At 44.4% G+C, this 23,390-nt stretch carries 19 protein-coding genes and 1 pseudogene; 16 read left to right on the top strand and 4 right to left on the bottom strand.

The genetic code is table 11. The features are described 5' to 3' along the window. Positions 1 to 33 precede the first annotated feature (33 nt). From def to spoVM, 9 genes are all read left to right on the top strand, one after another. The gene (gene def, locus NSS67_RS21380; protein ID WP_339315609.1) at positions 34 to 519 is read left to right on the top strand and encodes a peptide deformylase; all 486 of its coding nucleotides are present in this window, start codon (positions 34 to 36) and stop codon (positions 517 to 519) included. 5 nt (positions 520 to 524) lie between these two features. Then, positions 525 to 1,460 (top strand): methionyl-tRNA formyltransferase, encoded by a 936-nt coding sequence (gene fmt / locus NSS67_RS21375; RefSeq protein ID WP_339315608.1) that lies wholly within the window; start codon positions 525 to 527, stop codon positions 1,458 to 1,460. 137 nt (positions 1,461 to 1,597) lie between these two features. Further along, positions 1,598 to 2,929, top strand: a complete 1,332-nt coding sequence (gene rsmB / locus NSS67_RS21370) for a 16S rRNA (cytosine(967)-C(5))-methyltransferase RsmB (RefSeq protein ID WP_339320657.1) — start codon at positions 1,598 to 1,600, stop codon at positions 2,927 to 2,929. Between the two features lie 151 nt (positions 2,930 to 3,080). Beyond that, positions 3,081 to 4,121, top strand: a complete 1,041-nt coding sequence (gene rlmN, locus NSS67_RS21365) for a 23S rRNA (adenine(2503)-C(2))-methyltransferase RlmN (protein ID WP_339315607.1) — start codon at positions 3,081 to 3,083, stop codon at positions 4,119 to 4,121. 6 nt (positions 4,122 to 4,127) lie between these two features. Then, the gene (locus NSS67_RS21360) at positions 4,128 to 4,901 is read left to right on the top strand and encodes a Stp1/IreP family PP2C-type Ser/Thr phosphatase (RefSeq protein ID WP_339315606.1); all 774 of its coding nucleotides are present in this window, start codon (positions 4,128 to 4,130) and stop codon (positions 4,899 to 4,901) included. Then, positions 4,901 to 7,156, top strand: coding sequence for a Stk1 family PASTA domain-containing Ser/Thr kinase (pknB, locus tag NSS67_RS21355; protein ID WP_339315605.1), 2,256 nt, complete (start codon positions 4,901 to 4,903; stop codon positions 7,154 to 7,156). Before NSS67_RS21360 ends, pknB begins: the two co-directional genes overlap by 1 nt. A gap of 99 nt (positions 7,157 to 7,255) precedes the next feature. Beyond that, positions 7,256 to 8,161, top strand: coding sequence for a ribosome small subunit-dependent GTPase A (rsgA, locus tag NSS67_RS21350; protein WP_339315604.1), 906 nt, complete (start codon positions 7,256 to 7,258; stop codon positions 8,159 to 8,161). Positions 8,162 to 8,164: 3 nt separating this feature from the next. Further along, positions 8,165 to 8,830 (top strand): ribulose-phosphate 3-epimerase, encoded by a 666-nt coding sequence (rpe, locus tag NSS67_RS21345; protein WP_339315603.1) that lies wholly within the window; start codon positions 8,165 to 8,167, stop codon positions 8,828 to 8,830. Between the two features lie 177 nt (positions 8,831 to 9,007). Beyond that, positions 9,008 to 9,088 (top strand): stage V sporulation protein SpoVM, encoded by an 81-nt coding sequence (spoVM, locus tag NSS67_RS21340; protein ID WP_020431362.1) that lies wholly within the window; start codon positions 9,008 to 9,010, stop codon positions 9,086 to 9,088. A gap of 102 nt (positions 9,089 to 9,190) precedes the next feature. Here the strand turns inward: spoVM and rpmB are convergent, their stop codons facing one another. Further along, positions 9,191 to 9,379 (bottom strand): 50S ribosomal protein L28, encoded by a 189-nt coding sequence (rpmB, locus tag NSS67_RS21335; RefSeq protein ID WP_036686205.1) that lies wholly within the window; start codon positions 9,377 to 9,379, stop codon positions 9,191 to 9,193. A 190-nt stretch (positions 9,380 to 9,569) separates the two neighbouring features. On the opposite strand from rpmB, the gene NSS67_RS21330 reads away from it, so the two are divergent. From NSS67_RS21330 to NSS67_RS21315, 4 genes are all read left to right on the top strand, one after another. Then, positions 9,570 to 11,351, top strand: coding sequence for a DAK2 domain-containing protein (locus tag NSS67_RS21330; protein ID WP_339315602.1), 1,782 nt, complete (start codon positions 9,570 to 9,572; stop codon positions 11,349 to 11,351). Positions 11,352 to 11,435: 84 nt separating this feature from the next. Continuing rightward, complete coding sequence (locus NSS67_RS21325; protein WP_339315601.1) at positions 11,436 to 12,299, top strand: DegV family protein; 864 nt, start codon at positions 11,436 to 11,438, stop codon at positions 12,297 to 12,299. 9 nt (positions 12,300 to 12,308) lie between these two features. Further along, positions 12,309 to 14,360, top strand: coding sequence for an ATP-dependent DNA helicase RecG (gene recG / locus NSS67_RS21320; RefSeq protein ID WP_339315600.1), 2,052 nt, complete (start codon positions 12,309 to 12,311; stop codon positions 14,358 to 14,360). Positions 14,361 to 14,426: 66 nt separating this feature from the next. Continuing rightward, complete coding sequence (locus tag NSS67_RS21315; protein ID WP_339315599.1) at positions 14,427 to 14,714, top strand: stage VI sporulation protein F; 288 nt, start codon at positions 14,427 to 14,429, stop codon at positions 14,712 to 14,714. Positions 14,715 to 15,678: 964 nt separating this feature from the next. Here NSS67_RS21315 and NSS67_RS21310 read toward each other — a convergent pair. Together NSS67_RS21310 and NSS67_RS21305 are read right to left on the bottom strand one after the other, a co-directional pair. Further along, positions 15,679 to 16,551, bottom strand: a complete 873-nt coding sequence (locus tag NSS67_RS21310) for a YitT family protein (RefSeq protein ID WP_339315598.1) — start codon at positions 16,549 to 16,551, stop codon at positions 15,679 to 15,681. 127 nt (positions 16,552 to 16,678) lie between these two features. Continuing rightward, a pseudogene (locus NSS67_RS21305) lies at positions 16,679 to 17,032 on the bottom strand (cation:proton antiporter); the annotation flags it as partial. Positions 17,033 to 17,672: 640 nt separating this feature from the next. On the opposite strand from NSS67_RS21305, the gene NSS67_RS21300 reads away from it, so the two are divergent. Both NSS67_RS21300 and NSS67_RS21295 read left to right on the top strand, forming a co-directional pair. After that, complete coding sequence (locus NSS67_RS21300; RefSeq protein ID WP_339315597.1) at positions 17,673 to 18,074, top strand: DUF2500 domain-containing protein; 402 nt, start codon at positions 17,673 to 17,675, stop codon at positions 18,072 to 18,074. A 109-nt stretch (positions 18,075 to 18,183) separates the two neighbouring features. Beyond that, complete coding sequence (locus NSS67_RS21295) at positions 18,184 to 20,910, top strand: calcium-translocating P-type ATPase, SERCA-type (protein ID WP_339315596.1); 2,727 nt, start codon at positions 18,184 to 18,186, stop codon at positions 20,908 to 20,910. A gap of 95 nt (positions 20,911 to 21,005) precedes the next feature. Here the strand turns inward: NSS67_RS21295 and NSS67_RS21290 are convergent, their stop codons facing one another. Further along, positions 21,006 to 21,941 carry an NlpC/P60 family protein gene (locus NSS67_RS21290; RefSeq protein WP_339315595.1) on the bottom strand — a complete coding sequence of 312 codons (936 nt, stop codon included), beginning with the start codon at positions 21,939 to 21,941 and terminating at the stop codon, positions 21,006 to 21,008. Positions 21,942 to 22,265: 324 nt separating this feature from the next. Here NSS67_RS21290 and NSS67_RS21285 point away from each other — a divergent pair, with 324 nt between their 5' ends. Next, a complete protein-coding gene (locus tag NSS67_RS21285; RefSeq protein WP_339315594.1) occupies positions 22,266 to 23,336 on the top strand; it encodes an ABC transporter substrate-binding protein in 1,071 nt (356 codons plus the stop codon). The last annotated feature ends 54 nt before the right edge of the window (positions 23,337 to 23,390 follow it).

Genomic DNA, 23,390 nt, shown 5'->3' with positions numbered 1-23,390 from the left:
TATAGAGATGTTCAGAACGGGAAGGTGTTTGAAATGGCGATACGTATGATTGTTAAGGAACCGGATGAAGTGTTGCACAAAATAGCTAAAGAAGTAACTGTAGTTACACCTAATGTAAAAAAATTGCTTGATGATATGGCTGATACAATGTATGACGCTGAAGGTGTGGGCCTAGCAGCTCCGCAAGTTGGCATATTAAAGCGCCTAATTGTGGTGGATGCGGATGAAGAGCACGGGCTGATCAAAATGATTAATCCGGAAATCATCAGTACAGAAGGCGAGCAGCTTGGACCTGAAGGATGTCTTAGTATTCCCGGCTTGAATGGTGATGTACGCCGCGCGGAGACAGTAACCGTACGTGGTCTTAACCGTGAAGGTAAAGAAATTACGATTACCGGCAGTGGTTTACTTGCACGGGCTTTTCAGCATGAGATTGACCATTTGAATGGAGTGCTCTTTACAGATATCGCTGAAAAGGTATATGAGATGACTGCAGAACGCAACGAGATTGAGGAGTGAAGGATATGAAGATTGTATTCATGGGAACACCAGCCTTTGCGGTTCCAAGCTTGCAAATGCTGATTGATGAAGGCTATGAAGTTGTAGCTGTAGTCACCCAGCCAGATCGTCCGCAGGGCAGAAAAAAGATTTTGGCTCCTTCACCAGTTAAGGAAGCCGCATTATCCCTCGGTCTACCTGTGCTTCAGCCTGAACGGATGCGTAAACCTGAGGCTGTCGCAGAGTTAGCTGCATATGAGCCTGATCTGATTGTTACAGCTGCATATGGTCAGATTTTGCCTAAAGCGGTATTAGATTTACCGCGTAATGGTTGCGTAAATGTTCATGGTTCACTGCTTCCTAAATACCGGGGCGGCGCACCGATTCAACGCAGTATCATTAACGGTGAGAAAGTTACCGGTGTTACCCTGATGTATATGGCCGAAGGACTGGATACTGGCGATATGATTTCACGTGTCGAAGTGGCTATTGAGGACGAGGATACTTCAGGCACGATGTTCGAGAAGCTCAGCCTTGCTGGACGAGATCTCTTGAAATCTGAAATGCCGCGATTAGTGAACGGACGAATTCAAGCAACCCCGCAAGACGATAGTCAGGCAACCTTTGCACCTAACTTAAGTCGTGAGGATGAGCGGTTGGATTGGAACGCTGGCTCACGTGATAACTATAATCGAATTCGTGGATTAGTACCTTTTTCCGGTGCGTTTACACTCTGGAATGGCGAGACCTTTAAAGTGTGGTCTTCTAAAATTCCTGTTGAGCAGAAATCAAGCGACAGTGCGCCTGGAACGGTACTTTCGGTCACTGAGCAAGGTGTCGAAGTGAAGACTGGTGACGGAAGTCTGCTGTTGACTACTGTTCAGCCTGCTGGGAAGAAAGCGATGAGCGCTGCGGATTTTAGCCGTGGCGGTGTTATGAAGCCTGGGACGGTGCTAGGTTGAGCGCGGGCAGTAACGGTGCAAACCGAACAGCAGTAGGCCGTAACTCTGGCAACAGAAATGTTAATAGCCCTAAAACAGTTGGTAAAAAGGGTGGAGCTGTAAATAAGGGTAAGTCTGCCCCTGCCTCATCTAGGGATATCGCACTCGATATACTGGTTAAGGTCGAGCAGCAAGGCGCTTATAGCAACTTGTTGCTGAACAGCAGTCTGCAGAAGTCTTCACTTAGTAGAGAAGATGCTGGACTAGTCACAGAACTTGTCTATGGCACCATCTCTCGGATGAATACTCTGGATTTTGTGCTCGAGGAATTTGTTAGCAAAGGAATAGCTAAACTACAGCCTTGGGTACGTAATTTACTGCGGTTAAGCTTATATCAAATTATGTACCTTGATCGTATACCGTCTCATGCAGCTGTAAATGAGGCTGTAAATATAGCGAAGAAACGTGGACATCAGGGGATTTCCGGTATGGTAAATGGAGTGCTTCGTAGTGTGTTGCGCGCTGGAGAGCTCCCAGTTATACCTGATGGATTAAGTCCGGCGAAGCGGATATCCATTCAGTATTCCCATCCACTATGGTTAGTGAAGCGCTGGATTACTGAGTATGGAGTTGACACTGCGGAAGCCATTTGTGCTGCCAACAATGAGCCGCCTGCTGTTAGTGTGCGCGTGAATACAACGATGATTAGCCGTGAAGCTCTGCTGAGTCAGATGATAGAACAAGGTCTGCAAGCTTATGCATCTGAAGTTAGTCCATTTGGAATTGTTGTAAAAGGCGGCGGCAATCTGGCACTCTCTTCCTGGTATCGTGATGGATATATTTCCATTCAAGATGAGAGTTCTATGCTTGTAGCTGAAGCCGTTGCCCCGGAGTCTGGGATGAGAGTGCTTGACTGCTGTGCCGCTCCTGGCGGCAAAACTGCACATATGGGTGAGCTCATGAAAGATAAAGGATCGATTTACGCTAATGATCTGCATCCACATAAAGCAAAGTTGATCTCGGATCAAGCTGCGCGGTTAGGTCTCGATAGTGTTGTAACAGGCAGTGCAGACGCGCTCGAGTTGGAGCATACACTAGAGCATCAATCCTTTGATAGAATTCTTCTGGACGCCCCTTGCTCTGGGCTTGGCGTAATCCGCCGTAAGCCAGATCTTAAATGGCGTAAGCAGCCTGAGGATGTTGCAAGCGTAGCTTCACTACAGAGTCAACTGCTGCAGTCGGTCTCCAAACTGTTGAAACCGGGTGGTATTCTGGTTTATAGTACCTGTACGACTGAGCAAACGGAAAATAGTGAAGTTGTAGCTGCCTTTTTGAAGCAAAATCCTGATTTCACTTCTATAACGTTTGCTTCTCCGTTGTGGAACAGATTGGAAGGTACTGCGCTAGCTGAGGGTGAGGGAATTCAGTTATTGCCACATCATTATGGCAGTGACGGGTTCTATATTTCTAAGCTTCAAAGAGTCTTGTAATATAGCAAATTTACTGACAATTGTTGTATCTTTTGCCCGCCGGGCTACCGTACGGCGGGCTATTTCTTTTACCGTCTCTGAAATTTGTGTTAAAATAGGAAGAATGAGAAATAATACGCATATCCTTATGAAAGAACAGGTGCTAATAATAATGAAACCTTTAATATATGATTTTTCTTTAGAAGAGTTACAACAGTGGGCGAAAGATAACGGTGAGCCTGCTTTTCGTGGTGGACAGATTTTTGATTGGTTGTATGTAAAACGTGTAAGTGACTTCGAATCCATGAGTAATTTGTCTAAAGGGCTTCGACAGAAGCTTGACGAGCAATTCTCCATTGCAGCACTCACTGAGATTACTAAAATGGAATCGAAAGATGGAACTGTAAAATTCCTGTTTGGATTGCATGATGATCATGCGATTGAGACAGTTATCATGAAACATAATTATGGCAACAGCGTCTGTGTAACTACGCAAGTAGGATGCCGAATCGGCTGTACCTTCTGCGCCTCTACGCTTGGCGGATTGAAACGGGATTTGACTGCGGGTGAAATTGTAGCTCAGGTTGTACGTTCCCAACAAATCTTGGACGCGCGTGGCGAACGTGTCAGCAGTATTGTTATCATGGGTACTGGCGAGCCGTTTGAGAACTATGATGCAACAATGAGATTCTTACGCCTTATGATTCATGAGAAGGGCCTGAATATTGGACAACGGCATATTACTGTTTCCACTAGCGGTATTGTGCCGAGCATTTATAAATTTGCAGAAGAAGATACACAGATAAATTTGGCGATTTCGATTCATGCACCTAACGATAAACTTCGTTCAAAGTTAATGCCGGTTAACCGCCGCTTTCCGTTTGATGATGTGATTGAATCTTTACGTTATTATCAGGCCAAGACTGGGCGACGTGTCAGCTTTGAGTATGCATTGATCGGCGGGGTGAATGATCAGCCAGAGCATGCTGAGGAATTAGCGGGTGTACTTAAGAACATGCTGTGCCATGTCAATTTGATTCCTGTAAACCACGTGCCAGAGCGGAAATATGTACGTACTTCAAGGAATGATATCTTTGAGTTTCAACGTATTTTGGCTGACAACGGCGTGAATGTTACCATTCGCCGTGAGCAAGGCCATGATATCGCGGCCGCATGCGGACAGCTGCGTGCCAAACATATGGAGTTGGGGTGAGGATATTTGATCAGAACAGTTCATGCCAGCGATATTGGCCGAGTGCGCTCTGTCAATGAGGATTCGGTCTGGATCGGCGCGACGCGCCACGGTTATACACTCGGCATAATTGCCGATGGGATGGGTGGACATCAGGCTGGTGAAACCGCGAGCGAGCTTGCTTTGGAGACGATGAGGAATACCCTAGACGGGTTGCAGCCTGAGCTTCAGGGAGAAGCGCTGCGTGATGCGTTATCAGCTGCTATTTTGGAAGCTAACAACACTGTCTTCGAGGAGGCTTCCAGTAACGATAAGTATCACAACATGGGTACTACTGTCGTTGCTGCCCTGATGAATGGCTCAAGCGGATATATTGGCCATATCGGAGACAGCAGAGCCTATCTAATAAAGGACAGTGCGGCAGTTCAATTAACCGAGGATCACACGCTAGTCAATGAGCTGTTCAAGAACGGTCAGATCAGTGTGGAGGAATTAGATAATCATCCGCGACGTAATGTGCTGACGAGAGCACTTGGAACAGATGCGGAGGTTGTGGCTGATTTAGCCCCTATTACCCTGCTACCTGGGGAACTTTTGCTTCTGTGCAGTGATGGTTTAAGTAATTATGTTACCAATGAGCATTTGGGCAAGGTAGCGGGTATACATGAAATACCGTTAGAGGAAAGAGCGGACCGCTTACTTCAGTTGGCACTGCTTGCTGGCGGCGGCGATAATATTAGCGTCGCTTTGTTAGAACATCATGGAGAGGCCGCTGTGCCCGAAACAAAGGAGTGGGATTGATGATCGGTCACGAATTGGGCGGCCGTTACCAAGTCATCGAACGGATCGGCGGAGGTGGAATGGCGCTCGTCTATAGAGCACATGACATTCTTTTAAACCGAAACGTCGCCATTAAAGTATTGCGTAATCAATTTGTGCATGACGAGGAATTTATCCGCCGCTTTAGGCGTGAGGCACAATCAGCCGCATCTTTGTCTCATCCAAATGTTGTCAGTATTTACGATGTAGGACAAGAAGACGAAATTCATTATATTGTCATGGAGTATATTGAGGGCAAGAATCTTAATGAAATTATAAAAGAACGAGCGCCATTACAGGTTGACGAGTCCGTGCGGATCGCTTCACAAATCTGTGATGCTCTTGATCACGCTCATCAGAATCAAATCATTCATCGAGATATTAAACCGCATAATATATTGATTGGACGCAATGGCCGGGTGAAGGTAACGGATTTCGGTATTGCTCGTGCGGTTACTTCTACCACAATTACACAGACGGGGTCTGTAATCGGTTCCGTGCATTATTTCTCACCAGAGCATGCTAAAGGTGTCTCTACAGGAGAAAAGTCCGACCTGTACTCATTAGGGATTGTTCTCTATCAAATGCTTACTGGAAGCCTTCCATTCTTAGGGGAGAGCCCGATTAGTGTAGCGCTAAAGCATCTTCAAGAAGAGTTTGAAGAGCCAAGGCTCCTGAATCCACTCATTCCGCAAAGTGTCGAGAATATCATTTTAAGATCGATGCGTAAAAATCCGGAAGAGCGCTATCAGTCTGCAAAGCAAATGCTACAGGACTTAGAAACCTGTTTATTGCCTGAGCGGCGTAGTGAAGCTAAAATATTTTTTAACGATGAAGAAGACGAGGATCGAACGCGGGTAATACCGGCGATTAAACCGATCCAAAGAAGTAATGGGAATCGCAATCATCGCGATGACCGGATGTCTTATGATGAAGATGACGATGATGATCTGGTACCTGTTAAAAAGGGTGAAAAACAATGGGCTAAGCCTGCTATATGGATTGGTCTAACTTTAGTGTTGCTGCTGGCTATGGCTAGTGTCGTGTGGTACGTTAAATCACAATTAGTTGTTCCAGAGGTATCGGTTCCTTATGTGGTCGGTAAACAGCTGGAACAAGCGAAGACTGAACTCGAGGATTTGGGGCTTGAGGTTGCTGATCCTATAGTTTATGACTACAGTCCGAATTTTGAAGAAAATGTGGTCATGAAGCAAAGTAGGGATAAGGACGCCAAAGTGAAAAAGGGAGCCTCCCTTATCCTAACTGTGAATACGGCGAAGCCATTAACTAAGATGCCAGATGTAACAAATTATAGCTTCGACGAAGCCGTTAAAGCACTGATGGCAAAGGGTGTACCCCAGGATAAAATTAAGAATGAACCTCTGTTCGATGAAAATACGGCAGTGGGTAAGGTTATAAAGTCAGATCCAGCCATTGACAGTGAATTCGATCCTGAGACGGTATCAATTATCCTCTACGTCAGCAAAGGGGAAGAAAGTGTCACCATGCCAGACCTCATCGGTAAGTCTGAGAGTGAAGCTAAGGCCCTTTTGGAAGAAGCTAAGCTCGTCCTCGGTGATGTGAAGGAAGAATCCAGCTTCACCGTTGAAGAAGGTAAGGTAACGAAGACTTGGGCTTATGAGAAAGGAACCTCTGTTCCTCCTGGAACAGCGATTACGATTTACTTAAGTACAGGTTATCCACCTGAAGCCCTGAATTATACCTTTAATGTTCCAGTAGCTCCAGCGCAGGATGGAAAGAAGAGCAAGATTCGAATTGAGTTCGTTGATGCGCGCAATAATGGTGAGAAACAGGATTGGGGAACGCGTACCATTGGGAAGAGTCAAGTGTTGTCTGTTAATCTGGTACTTGCTCCGAATAAAGATGGTTCTGTTATTGTTACCCGAGATGGTGTGCTTTTAGACACTTATGTTATCCCTTATATTGATGCGAAGAATGGTACGGTTCAGGAGCCTGAGCCACCGACGGTTCCAACGCCGCAGCCGACTCAGGCACCGATAGAGCCGACACCTACTACTGAACCGACCATTGAACCAGAAATTCTGCCACCGAGTTCAGACACCGACGGAACTAATACTGGAGCAGTCAATCAGACGGGATTCCTTAACGACGGTTCACTGAATAATGAATCGACCAAGAATGGCAAGAATAATAATAAAAGTGATGACAAGCATAATAAAAGCAACGACAAATCTAAAGATAAAAGCGATAACTAATCAGGGTAGAAGTGCTTGAACAGTTGTAGCAGCGAAGTGACCCGAGGATTTCAAACTTGGGTCATTTTCGCAAAATCAGGAGAGGAAGGCTCACTATGTATGCCTGAAGGAATAATAGTAAAAGCGTTAAGTGGGTATTATTACGTAAAGCCGTTTCGTGAAGGATTAATAGCGGCAGAGGAAGATTCTGTTCAATGTAGAGGCCGAGGCATACTTAAGAAAAAGGGGATTGCTCCTCTTGTAGGTGATCGGGTAATCTATATGCTGACTGAGCATGGTGAAGGGATGGTGGATGAGCTTCTTCCAAGAGAATCTGAGTTAATCCGTCCACCTGTAGCGAATGTAAGCCTTGCCGTACTGCTATTTTCTGTACGGGAGCCTGATATGAACCTGAATCTCTTGGACAAGTTTCTAGTTCATATTGAGCATTCAGGACTGGAGCCCTTAATTGTTCTAACTAAACAAGATTTGGCTAATGACGATGGCGAAGCCACCCGATATGTTAAAGAGCTCTACGGGGACATAGGTTATGAAGTGATGGTTACCAGTTCACTTACAGGAGCTGGCAGTGATGAGCTGAAGGAGCGACTTGCTGGTGGTATCAGTGTGTTTGCCGGACAATCTGGGGTTGGGAAGTCGACCTTATTGAATCGTATTGTGCCAGGACTTAAACTGGAGACAGGCGAGATCAGCTTACGTCTGGGCCGTGGTCGTCATACTACTCGCCATGTAGAACTGATGGATATTGGTGGGGGTGGCTTTGTAGCGGATACCCCTGGATTTAGTCAGCTTGATTTTCTTGAGCTTGGCGTTGAAGAGCTCTCTCCTTGTTTCCGTGAGTTTGCTAACTATGCAGGGGATTGTAAATTCCGTGGTTGTAGTCATCAGCATGAACCGGGCTGTCGAGTTATCGAGGCATGGAAAGCTGGAACTATCGCTGATAGTCGGTACGAACATTACAAATTATTTTTTAATGAAATGAAAGATAAAAAGCGGAGGTACTAAGTCATGATACGAATAGCGCCATCAATATTGTCGGCCGATTTCGCACGTTTAGGTTCAGAAGTTGCAGAAGCTGAGGTCAGTGGTGGAGATTGGATCCATGTGGATGTAATGGACGGTCATTTTGTACCGAATATAACGCTAGGTCCTCCAATAGTTAAAGCGGTCTCGTTACATACGAAGCTTCCACTTGACGTTCATTTAATGATTGAGTCTCCAGAACGTTATATTCCTGATTTTGCTGCCGCAGGCGCTAGTGTAATAACTGTACACGCCGAGGCATGCGTTCATTTACACCGTGTGGTGCATCAAATCAAGGAACTGGGTCTTAAGGCAGGAGTAGCTATAAATCCGGGCACTCAAGCTTCGGCGGTGCGTGAGGTGCTGGAGGATGTGGATATGGTTCTCGTGATGACCGTTAACCCAGGCTTCGGCGGGCAAGCGTTCATTCCTAACACACTTCGCAAAATCACTCAAATTCGTCAATGGGCGAATGAAGTAAATCCAGATTTGCTTATTGAAGTTGATGGCGGTGTTTCAGAAGCTACAGCGCCATTAGTTGTCGGTGCTGGGGCGGATGTTTTGGTTGCAGGAAATGCTGTCTTTGGCCGAAGTGATCGTGCTGCAGCGATTCTTGAGATTAGAAAAGCAGCGGAAGCGGCACTTCGTTAAAAAAATAGGCAATTGCTACTAAAGGTATAGGCCAAGTCCTTGACGCATAAATATGGTTACATGAGCAGAAATCTCATGTAGCCTTTTTTTGTTTTGGCAGGGAGGACTGCAGTACGTTACCGTTAGAGCAAGAAGAAAGTCTCCTGCGTACGGCATGAATTGATGGGAGGGTAAACCATGAAATTTTACACGTTTAAGCTGCCAAGGTTTTTGGGAGGTTTTGTTAAAGCGATTTTAAACACATTTCAGAAGAGCTGAGCTTGGAACAGAAAAGAAAACATGAAAAAAAGCACCTTACAAATGTAAAGGGTGCTTTTTGCTTCATATGAGTTATCGCTCGGTCTTTAAAATTGCAAAAGACTAAACGCGTTCAACTTTACCGGCTTTCAAAGCACGGGTGCTGACGTACACGCGTTTTGGTTTACCGTTCACGAGGATACGGACCTTCTGAACGTTAACTCCCCAAGAACGACGGTTGCGGTTATTGGCGTGAGACACGTGGTTGCCGCTGCTCGGTTTCTTGCCTGTTACTGCACATTTGCGGGACATAGATTACACCTCCTTATTCCTAACACCTGCATAAACAATACTTATCTATAATATCACAGCAAATTTTGCTACGTCAACCGATTCAAAAACATTTATTTCTTTTAATACTTATAGTACAATATAAATTAGTGCATTATGTCCTGTTAATCATAGAATGATTAGGCATGAAGTTAGGAAGGGGAATTCTCAATTGAGTAAGCGTTCTATAAACGGAACAGATTTTACCGCCATGGTATTGGCTGGTGCAGATATGCTGCAACAGCATGCAGAACACGTCAATTCCCTAAATGTTTTTCCGGTTCCAGACGGAGATACCGGAACTAACATGAATTTGACGATGACCGCAGGTGCGAATGAATTGAAGAAAAATAATACTACATCTGTAGGTCAATGTGCAGGTGTACTCTCAAAGGGTTTATTAATGGGCGCTCGGGGGAACTCTGGTGTTATTTTGTCCCAGTTGTTCAGAGGGTTCAGCAGATCTGCAGCTCAACATGAAGAGCTGAACACACAGCAATTCGCTGCTGCACTGCAAAACGGAGTGGAAGCAGCCTATAAAGCAGTTGTAAAGCCTGTAGAGGGAACTATTCTTACAGTGGCTAAAGAGGCTGCAAGACATGCTGTCTACTATGCTCGCCGAACTACAGATGTTACAGAGCTGATGACAGAGGTATTGGCCAAAGCAAAAGAAGCTTTAGCTTATACGCCTGAACAATTACCTGTTCTGAAGCAAGTAGGTGTTGTAGATTCTGGTGGTCAAGGTTTGGTCTACATTTATGAAGGATTTCACCAGCATCTGACGAGTGGAAGCTCCGGTGTGACGGAATCTTTAAAAGGACAACCTCAGGCGTCAGCCGTACCAGCTCAAGTGCCAGTGTTAAAGAAACCTGAAAGTGACCTGTCATCTGTGCAATCTTCAGCACAATCTCAGCTTTCTACAGAGGACATAGAATTTCTATATGATATGGAGTTTTTCATTAATCGCCAATTAGGCACCGTAAGAACGGATTTTAATGAAGAATCTTTTAGGAAAGCGTTGTCAGTAAATGGAGATTCAATCATTGTAATCTCGGATGATGAAACGATTAAAGTGCATGTGCATTCCAAGTCTCCAGGTGAAGTCTTGAATCTTGCTCTCCTCTATGGTGAGATTACGCAGATTCACATTCTTAACATGCGTGAGCAACATCGGGACTTGCTAACCGCAGGTATGGATATTGCGCCTATGCCGGATGTTTTCGCTGATATGCCGAATGAGAAGAGCCATGTACAATCATCTCCAGCTGAACCACCGGCAGATGATTTGGCGCCTTACGGCTTCATCGCGGTATCATCAGGTGCTGGGATTGCAGATATTTTTAAAAGCCTAGGTGTGGACGTCGTGCTTGCTGGTGGTCAAACCATGAATCCTAGTACAGAAGATTTCGTGAATGCGATATCTTCCATATCGGCGAAACATGTATATATTCTACCTAATAACTCCAATATTGTTCTTGCTGCACAACAAGCTAAAGATCTTTTGGAGGGTGAACGTGAGATCACTGTTATTCCAAGTAAAAGCATCCCTCAAGGAATTGCTGCAGCCTTCGCGTTCCAAGAAGAGGATTCCGTGGAGACTAACTCTGGGAATATGTTAGAAGCAATCTCTCAGGTTAAGTCTGGACAAGTAACGAATGCCGTCCGTGACACAAGCTTTGATGATCTGGAGATTAAATCCGGGCAATTTATCGGGATTTCCAATTCCAAAATTGTCGCTGCTGCAGACGATCTATTGGCTGCAAGCCAGGCATTGTTAACCAACATGCTTGAGAATGGCGATGAAATCGTTACGATCCTTATTGGAGCTGAAACCGATCCAGAGACTACGGATTCTCTAAGTGAGTGGCTGGACGAAGCTTATCCTAATGTGGAAGTAGAGATTCATGAGGGTGGCCAACCCCTTTATTATTATCTTTTCTCTGTAGAGCCATAGGCAAATGCTAGAGGTTCTATAACTGTTCAAGAGCAACCTGATAATTACGTAGTTGGCAAAATTATAGTATGGGGGAGATAATCCATGAATCGTACCATTATCGTCACCGACAGCACATCTGATATCCCGCCAGCAATGGTGGAAACGTATGGCATTGAGGTCGTCCCTTTGACCTTAATGTTCGGCGAAGAGGCTTTCCGGGACAATCTGGATATGACTCCGGAGCAGTTTTATGAGCGCCTTCCCCGCTCGTCACAGTTGCCGACTACTTCTCAGCCCTCACCGGTTGAATACATGAATGTATACCGCAGAATTCTAGAAAGTTATCCGGGAAGTCGTATACTTTCGTTTCATATTTCATCAGGACTTAGCGGAACGTACCAATCTGCACTTTTGGCTAAATCGATGTTGGAGGAAGAGGGGGAAGGGATCACTGTAGTTGATTCTCTCTCCGCTTCTTACGGTTTCGGATTTATGGTGGTGGAAGCAGCCAGATTGGCTGCGGAGGACAAGAGTCCCGAAGAAATTCTTGAAGCTGTTGAGCGTCTGCGCCAATCGCGTAAGCTTTACTTCTTGGTAGATACACTTGAATATTTACAAAAGGGCGGGAGAATCGGAAAAGCCTCTGCCATTCTGGGAACGCTTCTTAATATTAAGCCGATACTGTCCATTGATGCAGAAGGAATTATTTATGCAGTGGAGAAGGTTAGAGGTCGTAAGAAGGCTGTTGCCCGTATGATTGAATTGTTCAAGAAGGATATTCAAGGAGTAGACAAAATCAATGTGGCCGTGGGTCATACGGCTGAACCGGCTTCTGGTGAAGAGTTCCTGAAAGAGCTGTCAGGACATTTTACACTAGAAGAGAAAGTGCTGACGAACGTCGGCCCTGTCGTGGGTAGCCATGTCGGAAACGGTACTTTAGCTGTATTCATTTGGCCTGCAAAATGAGGGATGAATATGACACTGTCATTAAATCAAATTGAAGTGAAAAATATAACTGGCGTGAGTGCTCAAAAGCAAAGCGAGCTTCACGCCTTTGGCGTTTTTACAGTAAAGGATTTATTAGAATATTATCCGTTCCGTTATGAGGATTATCGACCACGCTCGCTGAGTGAAACCAAACATGGGGATAAAGTGACTACTGAGGCTAAAGTGATCGGCATTCCTGTGCTGCAGCGATTTGGAGGCAAGTCACGACTCAGTTGTAAAATGGTTGCGGAGCCTTGGATGTTCACTGCAACATGGTTTAATCGCCATTACGTGCGAGAGCAGCTTACTGTGGGACGAGAAATTGTACTCACTGGTAAATGGGATCAGAAGCGCAATCAAATTACAGTAACGGATTATGAGTTTCCTGATCGTGGGGAAGGGAAGACAGGAACGCTGCAGCCGGTCTATTCCGTAGGTGGTAAGATCACGCAGTCTTGGATCCGGAAAAGTATTAATCAGGCGCTTCAGCAGTATGGAGATCTAATCCCCGAGATTCTTCCACATTCTATTATGCGACAATATGATTTTATGCCCCGTAAGCGGGCGATTGCTACCATTCATAATCCTGAGGATACACGTGAAGGGCAGCAGGGGCGCCGTAGAATGGTTTATGAGGAGTTGTTCCTGTTCCAGTTAAAGATGCAGGCTTTCCGAGTGCTGAATCGCGGTAGGATGGATGGTGTAGTCCACACTGTAGATAACGCAACCGTTCGCCAGTTCGTTCGCAGCCTGCCTTTTGAGCTTACAGATGCTCAGAAGCGTGTAGAGCTGGAGATATTACATGACCTTCGATCGCCATATTGCATGAATCGTCTGCTTCAAGGTGATGTTGGCTCCGGCAAAACGGTGCTGGCGGCCGTGGCGCTTTTTGCTACCGTAAGATCTGGTTTTCAGGGCGCGCTTATGGTGCCCACTGAGATATTAGCTGAGCAGCATATGCGCTCACTTACGAGGATGTTTGAACCGTTTGGGATTACAGTTGGTCTCTTGACGGGTAGTGTAACTGGACGGAAACGTAAAGAATTGTTAGCTTCGCTGCAAATGGGGATGCTCGATATTGTTGTCGGAACACATGCCTTGATTCAGGAGGATGTATTTTTCCGTGATCTGGGTCTTGTAGTTACGGACGAGCAGCATCGGTTTGGTGTAAACCAGCGAGGTGTATTGCGGCGTAAGGGATACAATCCGGATGTACTTACGATGACTGCAACACCTATTCCACGTACTCTTGCGATTTCTGTTTTTGGAGATATGGATGTATCCACGCTATCGGAAAGACCGAAAGGCCGAGTGCCTATAACCAGCTATTGGGTCAAGCATGATCTCATGGATCGTGTGCTGAATCTAATTAAGCGTGAAATCGAGCTGGGCCGCCAAGCATATTTGATTTGTCCATTAATTGAAGAATCGGAGAAACTGGATGTGCAGAATGCTATTGATTTGCATATTCAGATGAGCCAAGCTTTTCCTAACTATAAAGTTGGGCTTTTGCATGGGAAAATGACTCCTGCTGAAAAAGATGAAGTGATGCGGGCATTTTATAGCAATGAACTGCAGCTCCTAGTATCCACAACGGTTGTAGAGGTTGGTGTAGACGTTCCTAATGCCACGCTGATGATTATTATGGATGCAGACCGATTCGGGTTATCTCAGCTACATCAGCTGCGTGGACGGGTTGGTAGAGGCCAGCATGCTTCTTATTGTGTACTGGTGGCTGATCCGAAATCTGAAATCGGGCGTGAACGAATGACTGCCATGACCGATACAGATGATGGATTTGAGATTTCTCGGAGAGATTTGGAGCTGCGTGGTCCGGGTGATTTTTTTGGAACTAAGCAGAGTGGATTACCGGAGTTCCGCCTGGCGGACATGACGGCTGACTTTGAAGTGCTGGAGCAGGCGCGTGATGATGTGGCAGAGCTGCTTAAGGATGAGAAGTTCTGGACATCTCCGGAATATGTACCCCTGCGGCTTTATTTGCAAGGAGAGCAAATTTTCCAAGGGGAATTAATTGACTAAGTAGGCACATCTAGCACCTCAGCCTCATATACTTTGAAAGATTGGATATGACGGGAGGTGCTACACTTGGGTTATCAACAATTCGGAATCAGCCCTCAGCTCGTAGAACGGATCAAGTTGAAGATGAAAAACTCGGCTGTCAAAGATCGTATCAAAAATATGATTAACGGCATCTCGAAACAGGAGTTACAGGATACTGCGGTTGTTCGCAGGTTGGTAAAGAATGCGTCAGGTGTACTGAACGAGAAATTGACCTCGACGCAGGAAGACCAAATTGTGAAATTTATAATCGCTCAGAAAATTGATCCGAATAACACCTTCCATTTGATCCGTTTGTGGGGTATGTTCCGTTAAGAAGGCCAGCTAGTTAGTAAACTGTAGATCTGAGCGCGATTCTCAGCTAGCTGAAGAAGTAGAAGCTGTCTCAAAGGTAGTGAATGCTACTTATGGGCAGTTTCTTTTTTTGCGTTAATGTAAGGATCGATCTAGGGAAAATAGCTCTGTGTGCCTCAAAGTTGCAGGGGGTAGCTTAAAGATGCTGCTGGGTGACAATCATTGACTAACGCTGACTAACCGATAACATTAGCCTGCGAAAAAACCTGCAAAAATACATCTTTAAATGATGCGAGGAGAGCAAAAGTATTGATTCCTGCGAAGGTGCAGTTATTTTTGCTCCAGAAGTAGCCTTCGAGACAAAAGTGAAGATATACCTGTACCCTTGCAGGTTTTGGACTTAATGAAGAGGATATCTGCACAAAAATCTGTATTTTTGTAGGCTTTTTATAGTCCGGCGAATGGTTGGTTGAATAAGAGGAAATAACATTTTAAGAGCTGAAGAAGGGAAACGGAAGCTTGGCTCGATAATTAGGGAACTTCCCCCCTATAATTCAGAGATTTTTGCTCACCAGACCATTAATTAGGGAATTTATCCCTATAATTTACCTGATTCGATGGAGAATATAGATAATACCCCGATTTTTAGGGAGAAATTCCCTATTTCTATTCATTTCAAGCAATTGTCGGCTATTTTCAGGGAGTTTTTCCCTGATTACTCTCAAAAAACTTTCATGAGCCCTCGACTCACATCCGACAATGTAGGATCAACGTTAACCTTGGCGAATATGCACTACGAACAGACCGTTTTTCAATCGCTAGGTCGGGTGGCTATCTCATCTAATAACGTGCTGAAGCATGCCGTAATGGAACAAAAACGCAAAAGTAGCGATTCTCCAATAACGGGAGAATCGCTACTTTGCTTACGTGACTCTTAGATGCTAAAGGCTGTTTTCGAAAAAAGGAAATAACTTATTGAACAGCTCTACTTCTTATTCGTGGAGGTAAGTTTAGTCTGTCTTTGATCTCTAGTCGCTGATTTGAACACAATTTGGCTGTCTGGATCACAATTAAGGACGATTGTTCGCAATTGATGTTCTTCCATTTTGTTAGTGAGACAGAACAATGTGCTAAGCTCTCCATCTTGCCCTGAGCCTTCAGCAAGCCCAACTTCTCGACCTAGTGAGATTTCGAGCGCTTCCTGGATGTCCATACAACGTCTGCTAGTAATCCATGCTGCGCGAGTATCGGATAACCCTCGGAGAGAGAATCGGACGCCTTCAAAGGCCAATAAGTAAGCAATAATGGAGTACATTGCTTGCTCCCAGCCAAACAGTGTGCCTGCAATAAGCAAGATAGCACAGTTTAGAATCATAATGACGACTTCAGTTGACTTTGGCGGTCCACCACTCAGAAGTGAATATCCTTGGTCACTGGCATGTTTGTTTACACCACCGAATCGGACAGATATTCCGATACCGAGCCCTAAACATATGCCACCTGCCATTGCAGCAGGTAGCGGATCACTAATCACCGCAGGAAAACGGTGGAGAGCAAGAGAAGCAATGGTCAAGCAAGTTAATCCTAGAACAGTATACAGCGCAAAGCGAAGATTCACTTGCTTTCGAGACATAAATATAAAGGGCAGATTGAATAAAAATAGAAACAGTCCAAGTTGCATTTCAGTAGAATGTGCGAATAATGCTGATAAACCTGTAATTCCACCTACAACAAGCCCATGTGGCATTAGAAACAATTCTAACCCTACAGCGGCAAGTAGTGCTCCTACAATAACGGTGAGGAGTCGGATTACCGAGTGTTTTCGTAACTGTTTATGTTGTTTTGTTGTAGTCTGCATAGTTTTTCCTCCTTTAGCAGGGGAAACAACTTTATTCATGTTCGATTGCTAAGGCAGCTTTTTTAGATATTTTTGCAGCATACCGTTTCTCGAATTTGAATACTTTATCCAATATTTTATAGATTCATTTAGATTCCTTCGTTAGAAGAGGTCCAAGGATAGCCAGCATGAGTACATACATAGCTGCAAAAGGCTGTAGGATAGCCAGCAGTCCGCCTGCTTTACCCAAATTGGCCATAATAATCGAGAACTCGCCACACGAAACTATGGTTAATCCAATATTGGATGAAGCACGAGGGCTGAGACCAGCACTGCGGCCGGCCAACATGCCTGCAACGAAGTTACCAATTAGCGTAACGATAACTGCTGTTAGTGAATACCAGAGGGCTTCACCACCCAAAGTGAGTGGATCTATCGTTAGTCCGAAGCTAAAGAAGAATATGGCCCCGAAGAAATCACGGAATGGGATAACAAGCTTCTCAAATCTGATTCTCTATAATTCATGAAAGTTTAGCCCCCAGTTAGTGTCTTATCATTATTTCGCTAAAATTGATTTACTATCAAAAAAATTTAGGGAATGTGCTAAAGCCACGAAATGAGAAGTGAATTTTAGCAGGTACAGCCGCAGTCGAAGCATAAATTTATAAATCACAGGACGGAATATTATTGAAAGTAAAGGGAGTATTGCGGCTATCGCAATAGATTTAGGACCCCAATGTTCAGGAATTCGTATAGCTCCTATTTGTGAAGTTATTTTGGAGGCTGTCCGGACTGGAGGTATAAATTTGCTCTCATAGCGTTCGATTTCGGGCGTCATTTGTTCTAACTCCGCAGTGTATAAACTTCCAGACCAGGTGTTTGGAAAAGAGAATATCAACCCCAGAACTATGAGGATACGAAGAAGCCAAAGCAATGACATACGCGCTATATATTGCACCGAAACAACACCTCCTAACTGCATGTAGTATAAAAAGCATAACATACCTATTAGAATGATTCCAAATTTTTTTATGAAAAAAGTTCCTCCAAAGATGATGAAAACATGAAACCGACAGGGATAATTGACGTATTTCGTAGTAAATATATCTTTTATTATCAAGTTTAAGTCAGGAGGGATTAATTTGAGCGAATGGCGGGGTATTAACGGTTTTGTTCAGCAAAGTCATTATGATAACTTCATTCACGAAATGCCCTTATTTTTAAAAATATTCACCTTTATTATTGTTACATTCACTTCCTTAATGATTATTAGATCGGTAAGAAATTCGATGAGAAATAAGGCTAGACCCTTAAAAAAAGCAACCTGTACAGCAGTTACTAAACGGATTGAAGTCAGCGGTGAATCAGGCGATGCGAGTACAAGGACCCGTTATTTTGTTACGTTCGAATTTGATGAAGGTAATTCTTTGGAGCTGCATGTAATGGACCAGGAATATAGCTTAATCGTAGAAGGCGATAGAGGAGAACTTTCTTATCAAGGGGCCAGGTTTAAAGGTTTTGATCGGATCTTGGAGACTGAATAGCTAAGTTTCTAAAATTGTACATAACGTTATAGAATCACCATGCCTTTTTTGGGTAAGACTCATATGAGAGGTTTTACCAGAATCTCAATCCCGGAAGGAGGCTATTGTCTTGAATTCAAATGAACCACAATCGCGGGAGCAGGTACCTTTTCATACACTAAGCGAGGAAGAAGTGCTCAAAAGGCTTCAAACTCGGAAAGATGGCCTGTCTTCCGGTGAAGTTACTAAACTTCTGGAGCAGTATGGGAAGAACGTACTTCAAGAAGCAAAGACCAAATCTCTGCTAGGAAAATTTATTGAACAATTCAAGAATGTAATGATCTTTATTTTGCTCGTGGCAGCAGTATTGTCTGGAATTTTGGGAGAATGGACAGATACAGTCATTATTTTGCTGGTAGTCATCCTGAATGCGGTACTTGGTGTTATTCAGGAAAATAAGGCAGAGCAGGCGCTAGATGCCCTGAAAAGTATGTCCTCTCCTCATGCTAGGGTGCGACGTGGAGGTCAGGTCTCTGAGATCAAAAGTGAAGACCTCGTACCAGGGGATATCGTATTGCTGGAAGCTGGAAATGTAGTTCCGGCAGATATTAGGCTTTTGGAAGCCGCTTCTTTGAAAACGGAAGAGGCCGCACTAACAGGAGAATCATTGCCCTCAGAAAAGAAAGCTGGTGTGCTTGAGGGAAACGATATTGTTATCGGTGATCGAACCAATATGGCTTACATGAGCAGTAATGTGACTTATGGTAGGGCGGTTGGTGTAGTAACAGCTACAGGAATGCAGACAGAAGTCGGAAGAATCGCCGGATATATCTCGGAGGAAGAGACGGATGTAACACCGCTGCAAAAGAAGCTGGATGAGCTAGGAAAATATTTCACTTTTATTATTCTTGGTGTCTGTGTGGTTATCTTTGCCGTTGGTATTTTCGAAGGTAGAGAGCTGTTGGATATGACGCTTACCTCGATCTCACTAGCGGTAGCGGCAATCCCTGAAGGGCTGCCAGCAATCGTTACGATTATCTTGGCGCTCGGCGTGCAGCGGATGGCAGGACGAAAAGCGATCATTCGTAAGCTCCCCGCTGTAGAGACGCTCGGAAGCACGGAAATTATTTGCTCTGACAAGACAGGCACACTAACTTTAAACAAGATGACTGTTGAAAAAGTGCATGTCAATGGAACTACGAGAGAGGCTGCTGAAGGTCTTGAAGGGATACCGGGCGGAGAACTCTTGCTTCAGGCCATGACGCTTTGTAATGATTCCAGTATTGACGAAGGAAAGAACCCTGAGGATAATGGTGGAAAAGAAGCGGGTAAAGACCCACAAACCAAGAGTGGTAAAGCGATTATTGGTGATCCTACGGAAACTGCGTTAGTGGATTACGCGCTTAGTATAGGGACTGACAAAAGGGATTTAGAAAAGAAATTCCCACGGAAAAATGAGTTGCCATTTGACTCCGATCGCAAGCTGATGACGACGATTAATGAAGTTGAAAATGGACGTTATCGAGTGTTAACTAAGGGTGCACCAGATGTACTTTTGTCCAAATGCAGCCATATATATGTGGATGGAGAGATCGTACCTTTTAAAGATGAACATTCGCGACATATTATGGAAAGTAATACAATGCTGGCGAATGATGCACTACGAGTGCTGGCATTTGCTTTCAGAGATGAGCAGCAGCTACCGACCAATCTCTCACCGGACGCAACGGAGAAAGACTTAGTATTTATCGGTTTAGTCGGTATGATTGATCCTCCTCGTGAGGAAGTGCGGGATGCGGTAGCGATCTGTCGTAAAGCGGGAATAAGACCTGTAATGATTACAGGAGATCATCGCGATACAGCAGCGGCCATTGCCAAAAGATTAGGGATTATCGAGGATGAAACAGGTGTATTAACCGGTAGTGAGCTGGATAAATTCAGTGAAGAGGAATTTGCAGAGAAAGTCACTAATTATTCGGTTTATGCACGTGTATCCCCTGAACATAAAGTTCGTATCGTTAAGGCTTGGAAGAAAAAAGGGAAGATTGTAGCCATGACTGGCGATGGTGTGAACGATGCTCCTGCGCTTAAATCATCAGATATCGGCGTGGGAATGGGAATCACAGGAACAGATGTGGCCAAAGGCGTCTCAGACATGGTGCTCGCAGATGATAACTTCACGACTATAGTGGTAGCTGTTGAAGAAGGACGGAAGGTTTATAGCAATATCCGCAAAGCAATCCAGTTCCTACTTTCAGCTAATCTGGGTGAGGTACTTACGTTATTTATTGCGACAATGATCGGCTGGCGTATTCTCGAGCCAATTCATATCCTGTGGATTAATCTTGTTACTGATACCCTACCTGCTCTTGCGCTTGGGCTGGAGAAAGCAGGAGAAGATGTGATGTCGAAGAAACCGCGTAAATCCAGTAGCAGCATCTTTGCAGGTGGCGTGGGAATCGGAATCGTATATCAGGGGATTACAGAGGCGGTGCTTACGCTGTTTGTGTACCTGTGGGCACATACACATTACAATGAGGGTATTGCGGTTACGATGGCATTCGGAACATTAGGATTACTGCAAATTTCTCATGCGTTTAACGTCAGATCCAATACGAAGTCTTTGTTCCAAATTGGCTGGTTCAGCAATCGGTATATGCTGTGGGCATCACTGATCTCAACATTAATGTTGGTGCTCGTGATCATTATCCCAGGACTTAATGACTGGTTTGGTGTCTCCCATTTGAGCGGATTACAGTGGGGGATCGTAGTAGCTGCGGCTCTGTCGATTATAGTGATTGTAGAGCTTGTAAAACTGTTTGTCCGTTTAAGCGGTAGAGGAAAGAACTGGGATTAAGAGGTCCGCATATGATGTAGCAGTGAAAGCCTGAACCCTTCAATAGTGGAGGTTTCAGGCTTTTCTCTTGATATGATTTAAGCAGTTAGAATGGATTACAGAATGCGCTGCATATGCAGGATTACGTTACTCCAATAGCCTGTGTCAACCTCACTGATCTGAACTCCGGGATCACCCCAGGTGTGAATGAATTTGCCATCTCCAATGTAAATACCTACATGTCCAGGCACAGCGTCACTCTCAAAGCGGCCCGGGACGGTGAAGAAAATAAGATCGCCCACATCTAGTTCATTACGTTGTATGCGAGAGCCTAAATTATCTTGGTCCTTGGCTAAACGTGGTAGGTTTACTCCGAATTGTTTGAATACATGCCTTGTATAAGAAGAGCAATCAAATTTCTTTGTTTCTTCATAAGGTCCAGTACCGAATTCATAAGGTACACCTAAAAATTTTTTGGCATAATCAATTAATTCATTCTTGTCTGCTTCAGAAATACTTTGAATGCGAAATGATTTAGCTCCATTCAATGATTTAGCAGATGGAGATTTAATAATAGTTTCATGGTCGGTCGGTGTGGCAATGTTGATTTCACCGGACTGTGGATTCCAGCCTACTTCCGTTTGAAGAAATTTGGATAAGGCTAAAGGGGTGATATAGATTTGACCTTCTTGTCGTCTTGGTGCCTGTGGCAGTGTGATTTTTTCGCCAAGAGAGAAGACCTGTGGTGATCCAGGGCGCAGCATATACATAACATCACTATAGCCTATTTTGGTGTAACCTCCGTTAGTAGCATCATCTTTCATCCGATATCCGAGTGAAGCAATCGCAGGTTTGAGCGGGATCCAGTACTTTCCTTGAGCGTCGGTTATGGCGGACTTTTCATAATAGCTAGAGGCTTGCATGCCATCGGGAGTTACTGCATTTACCTTTGGTTTTTGCGATTGTGAAGAGTAACCACATGCGGTACTTGATACAACGACAACGAGCAATAAAGTAGCAGTGGATAGTAATTTTTTGTGTTTATTAGGCATATGACACACTCCATGTTCAAACTGTAGCTTAAGTTTGTGCAGGGGGATTTTTTTTATGTAATGCGGACCAAGGCAATCACTGTAAGACATAACCAAGTACTTCCTATAATGGTGAGTAATGCGCTATGAAATTTGTAATCTATGGAAGTAGGATAAGTGATTGACGGATAAACAACCTCCATATAATATAGGTTTAATAGATTTCTACCATTATTGTGAGGTACGTGTAAGCTTATGCTTTAATGCTTTTATCGATAAAAGTGATAATGCTGAGTCGCTCACTTTGATGCACGCGTTAATAATCTAACGAAATGGGGTACTTTAATGAAAAAGAGAAACATTTTGGCGGGATTAAGCTTATGCTTCATGTTAGTGGCTGCTGGTTGTGGCAACAATAATGCCGCTGTAAACTCAGGTGATGCAACAAACTCTGGTAATACATCAACGAATGCTGGAGCCGCAGATTCCAAAACTTACAAAATCGCAATTTCGCAGTATGTAGAACATCCATCACTTGATGCTACACGCGAAGGTATTCTTGCTGCTTTGAAGGATGCCGGGCTTGTTGAAGGGGAGAACCTGAAGGTTGACCTTGAGAATGCTCAAGCTGACCCAGCGAATAACTTGACCATTGCTCAGAAGATTGCTGCTGACACTAATGATTTGGTATTGGCTATTGCGACACCTTCCGCTCAATCGGTTGTTCAAGCGCTTAGCAAGTCAAGTAAAGATACTCCGATACTGTTCGCAGCAGTGACGGATCCACTCGATGCAAAGATCGTTACTGATCTAGAGCACCCAGGTGGAAATGTTTCTGGGGTTTCAGACACGAATCCTGAAGCTATTAATAGATTAATGCAATTCATAGCTACTCAATTTCCTAATGTGAAGAAGCTCGGCATTGTTATCAACGAAGGTGAGCCAAATGCTGTAATTATGGCGGATATTGCTAAGAAAGAATTAGATAAACATGGTATCGAACTTGTGAAGGCAGCGATCACGAATACTTCTGAAGTGAAGCAGGCTGCTGAATCACTTGCGGGTCGTGTAGATGCATTCTATATTACTTTGGATAACACAGTAGTGAGTGCTGTTGATACGATCATTCAAACGGCTAATGATAAGAAAATTCCGTTCTTCTCTAGTGACCGCGATACTGTTGAGAAAGGTGCTTTTGCAACCGTTGGCTTTAAATATTTCGATCATGGTTACCAAGTTGGACAAATGGCAGTGGACATTTTGAAGAATGGTAAGAAGCCAGCAGATATGAAAGTAACGATGCAAGAAAAGCTTGATCTTATCCTTAACCTCAAAGCTGCTGCTGCACAAGGCATAGAAGTAACGGATGCGATGAAAGCAGACGTTGCCGATCAAGCTAACAATATTATTCAATAAGACATTATATTGGGGCGATTCCGTGAGGACGCCCCTTGCCGCTTGAAGGAGGAA

Origin of the sequence: Paenibacillus sp. FSL R10-2734, from assembly GCF_037963865.1 — a bacterium.
In the GTDB taxonomy this organism is placed as follows: Bacteria; Bacillota; Bacilli; order Paenibacillales; family Paenibacillaceae; genus Paenibacillus_AQ.
This window is presented reverse-complemented; position numbering and strand designations above follow the sequence as displayed.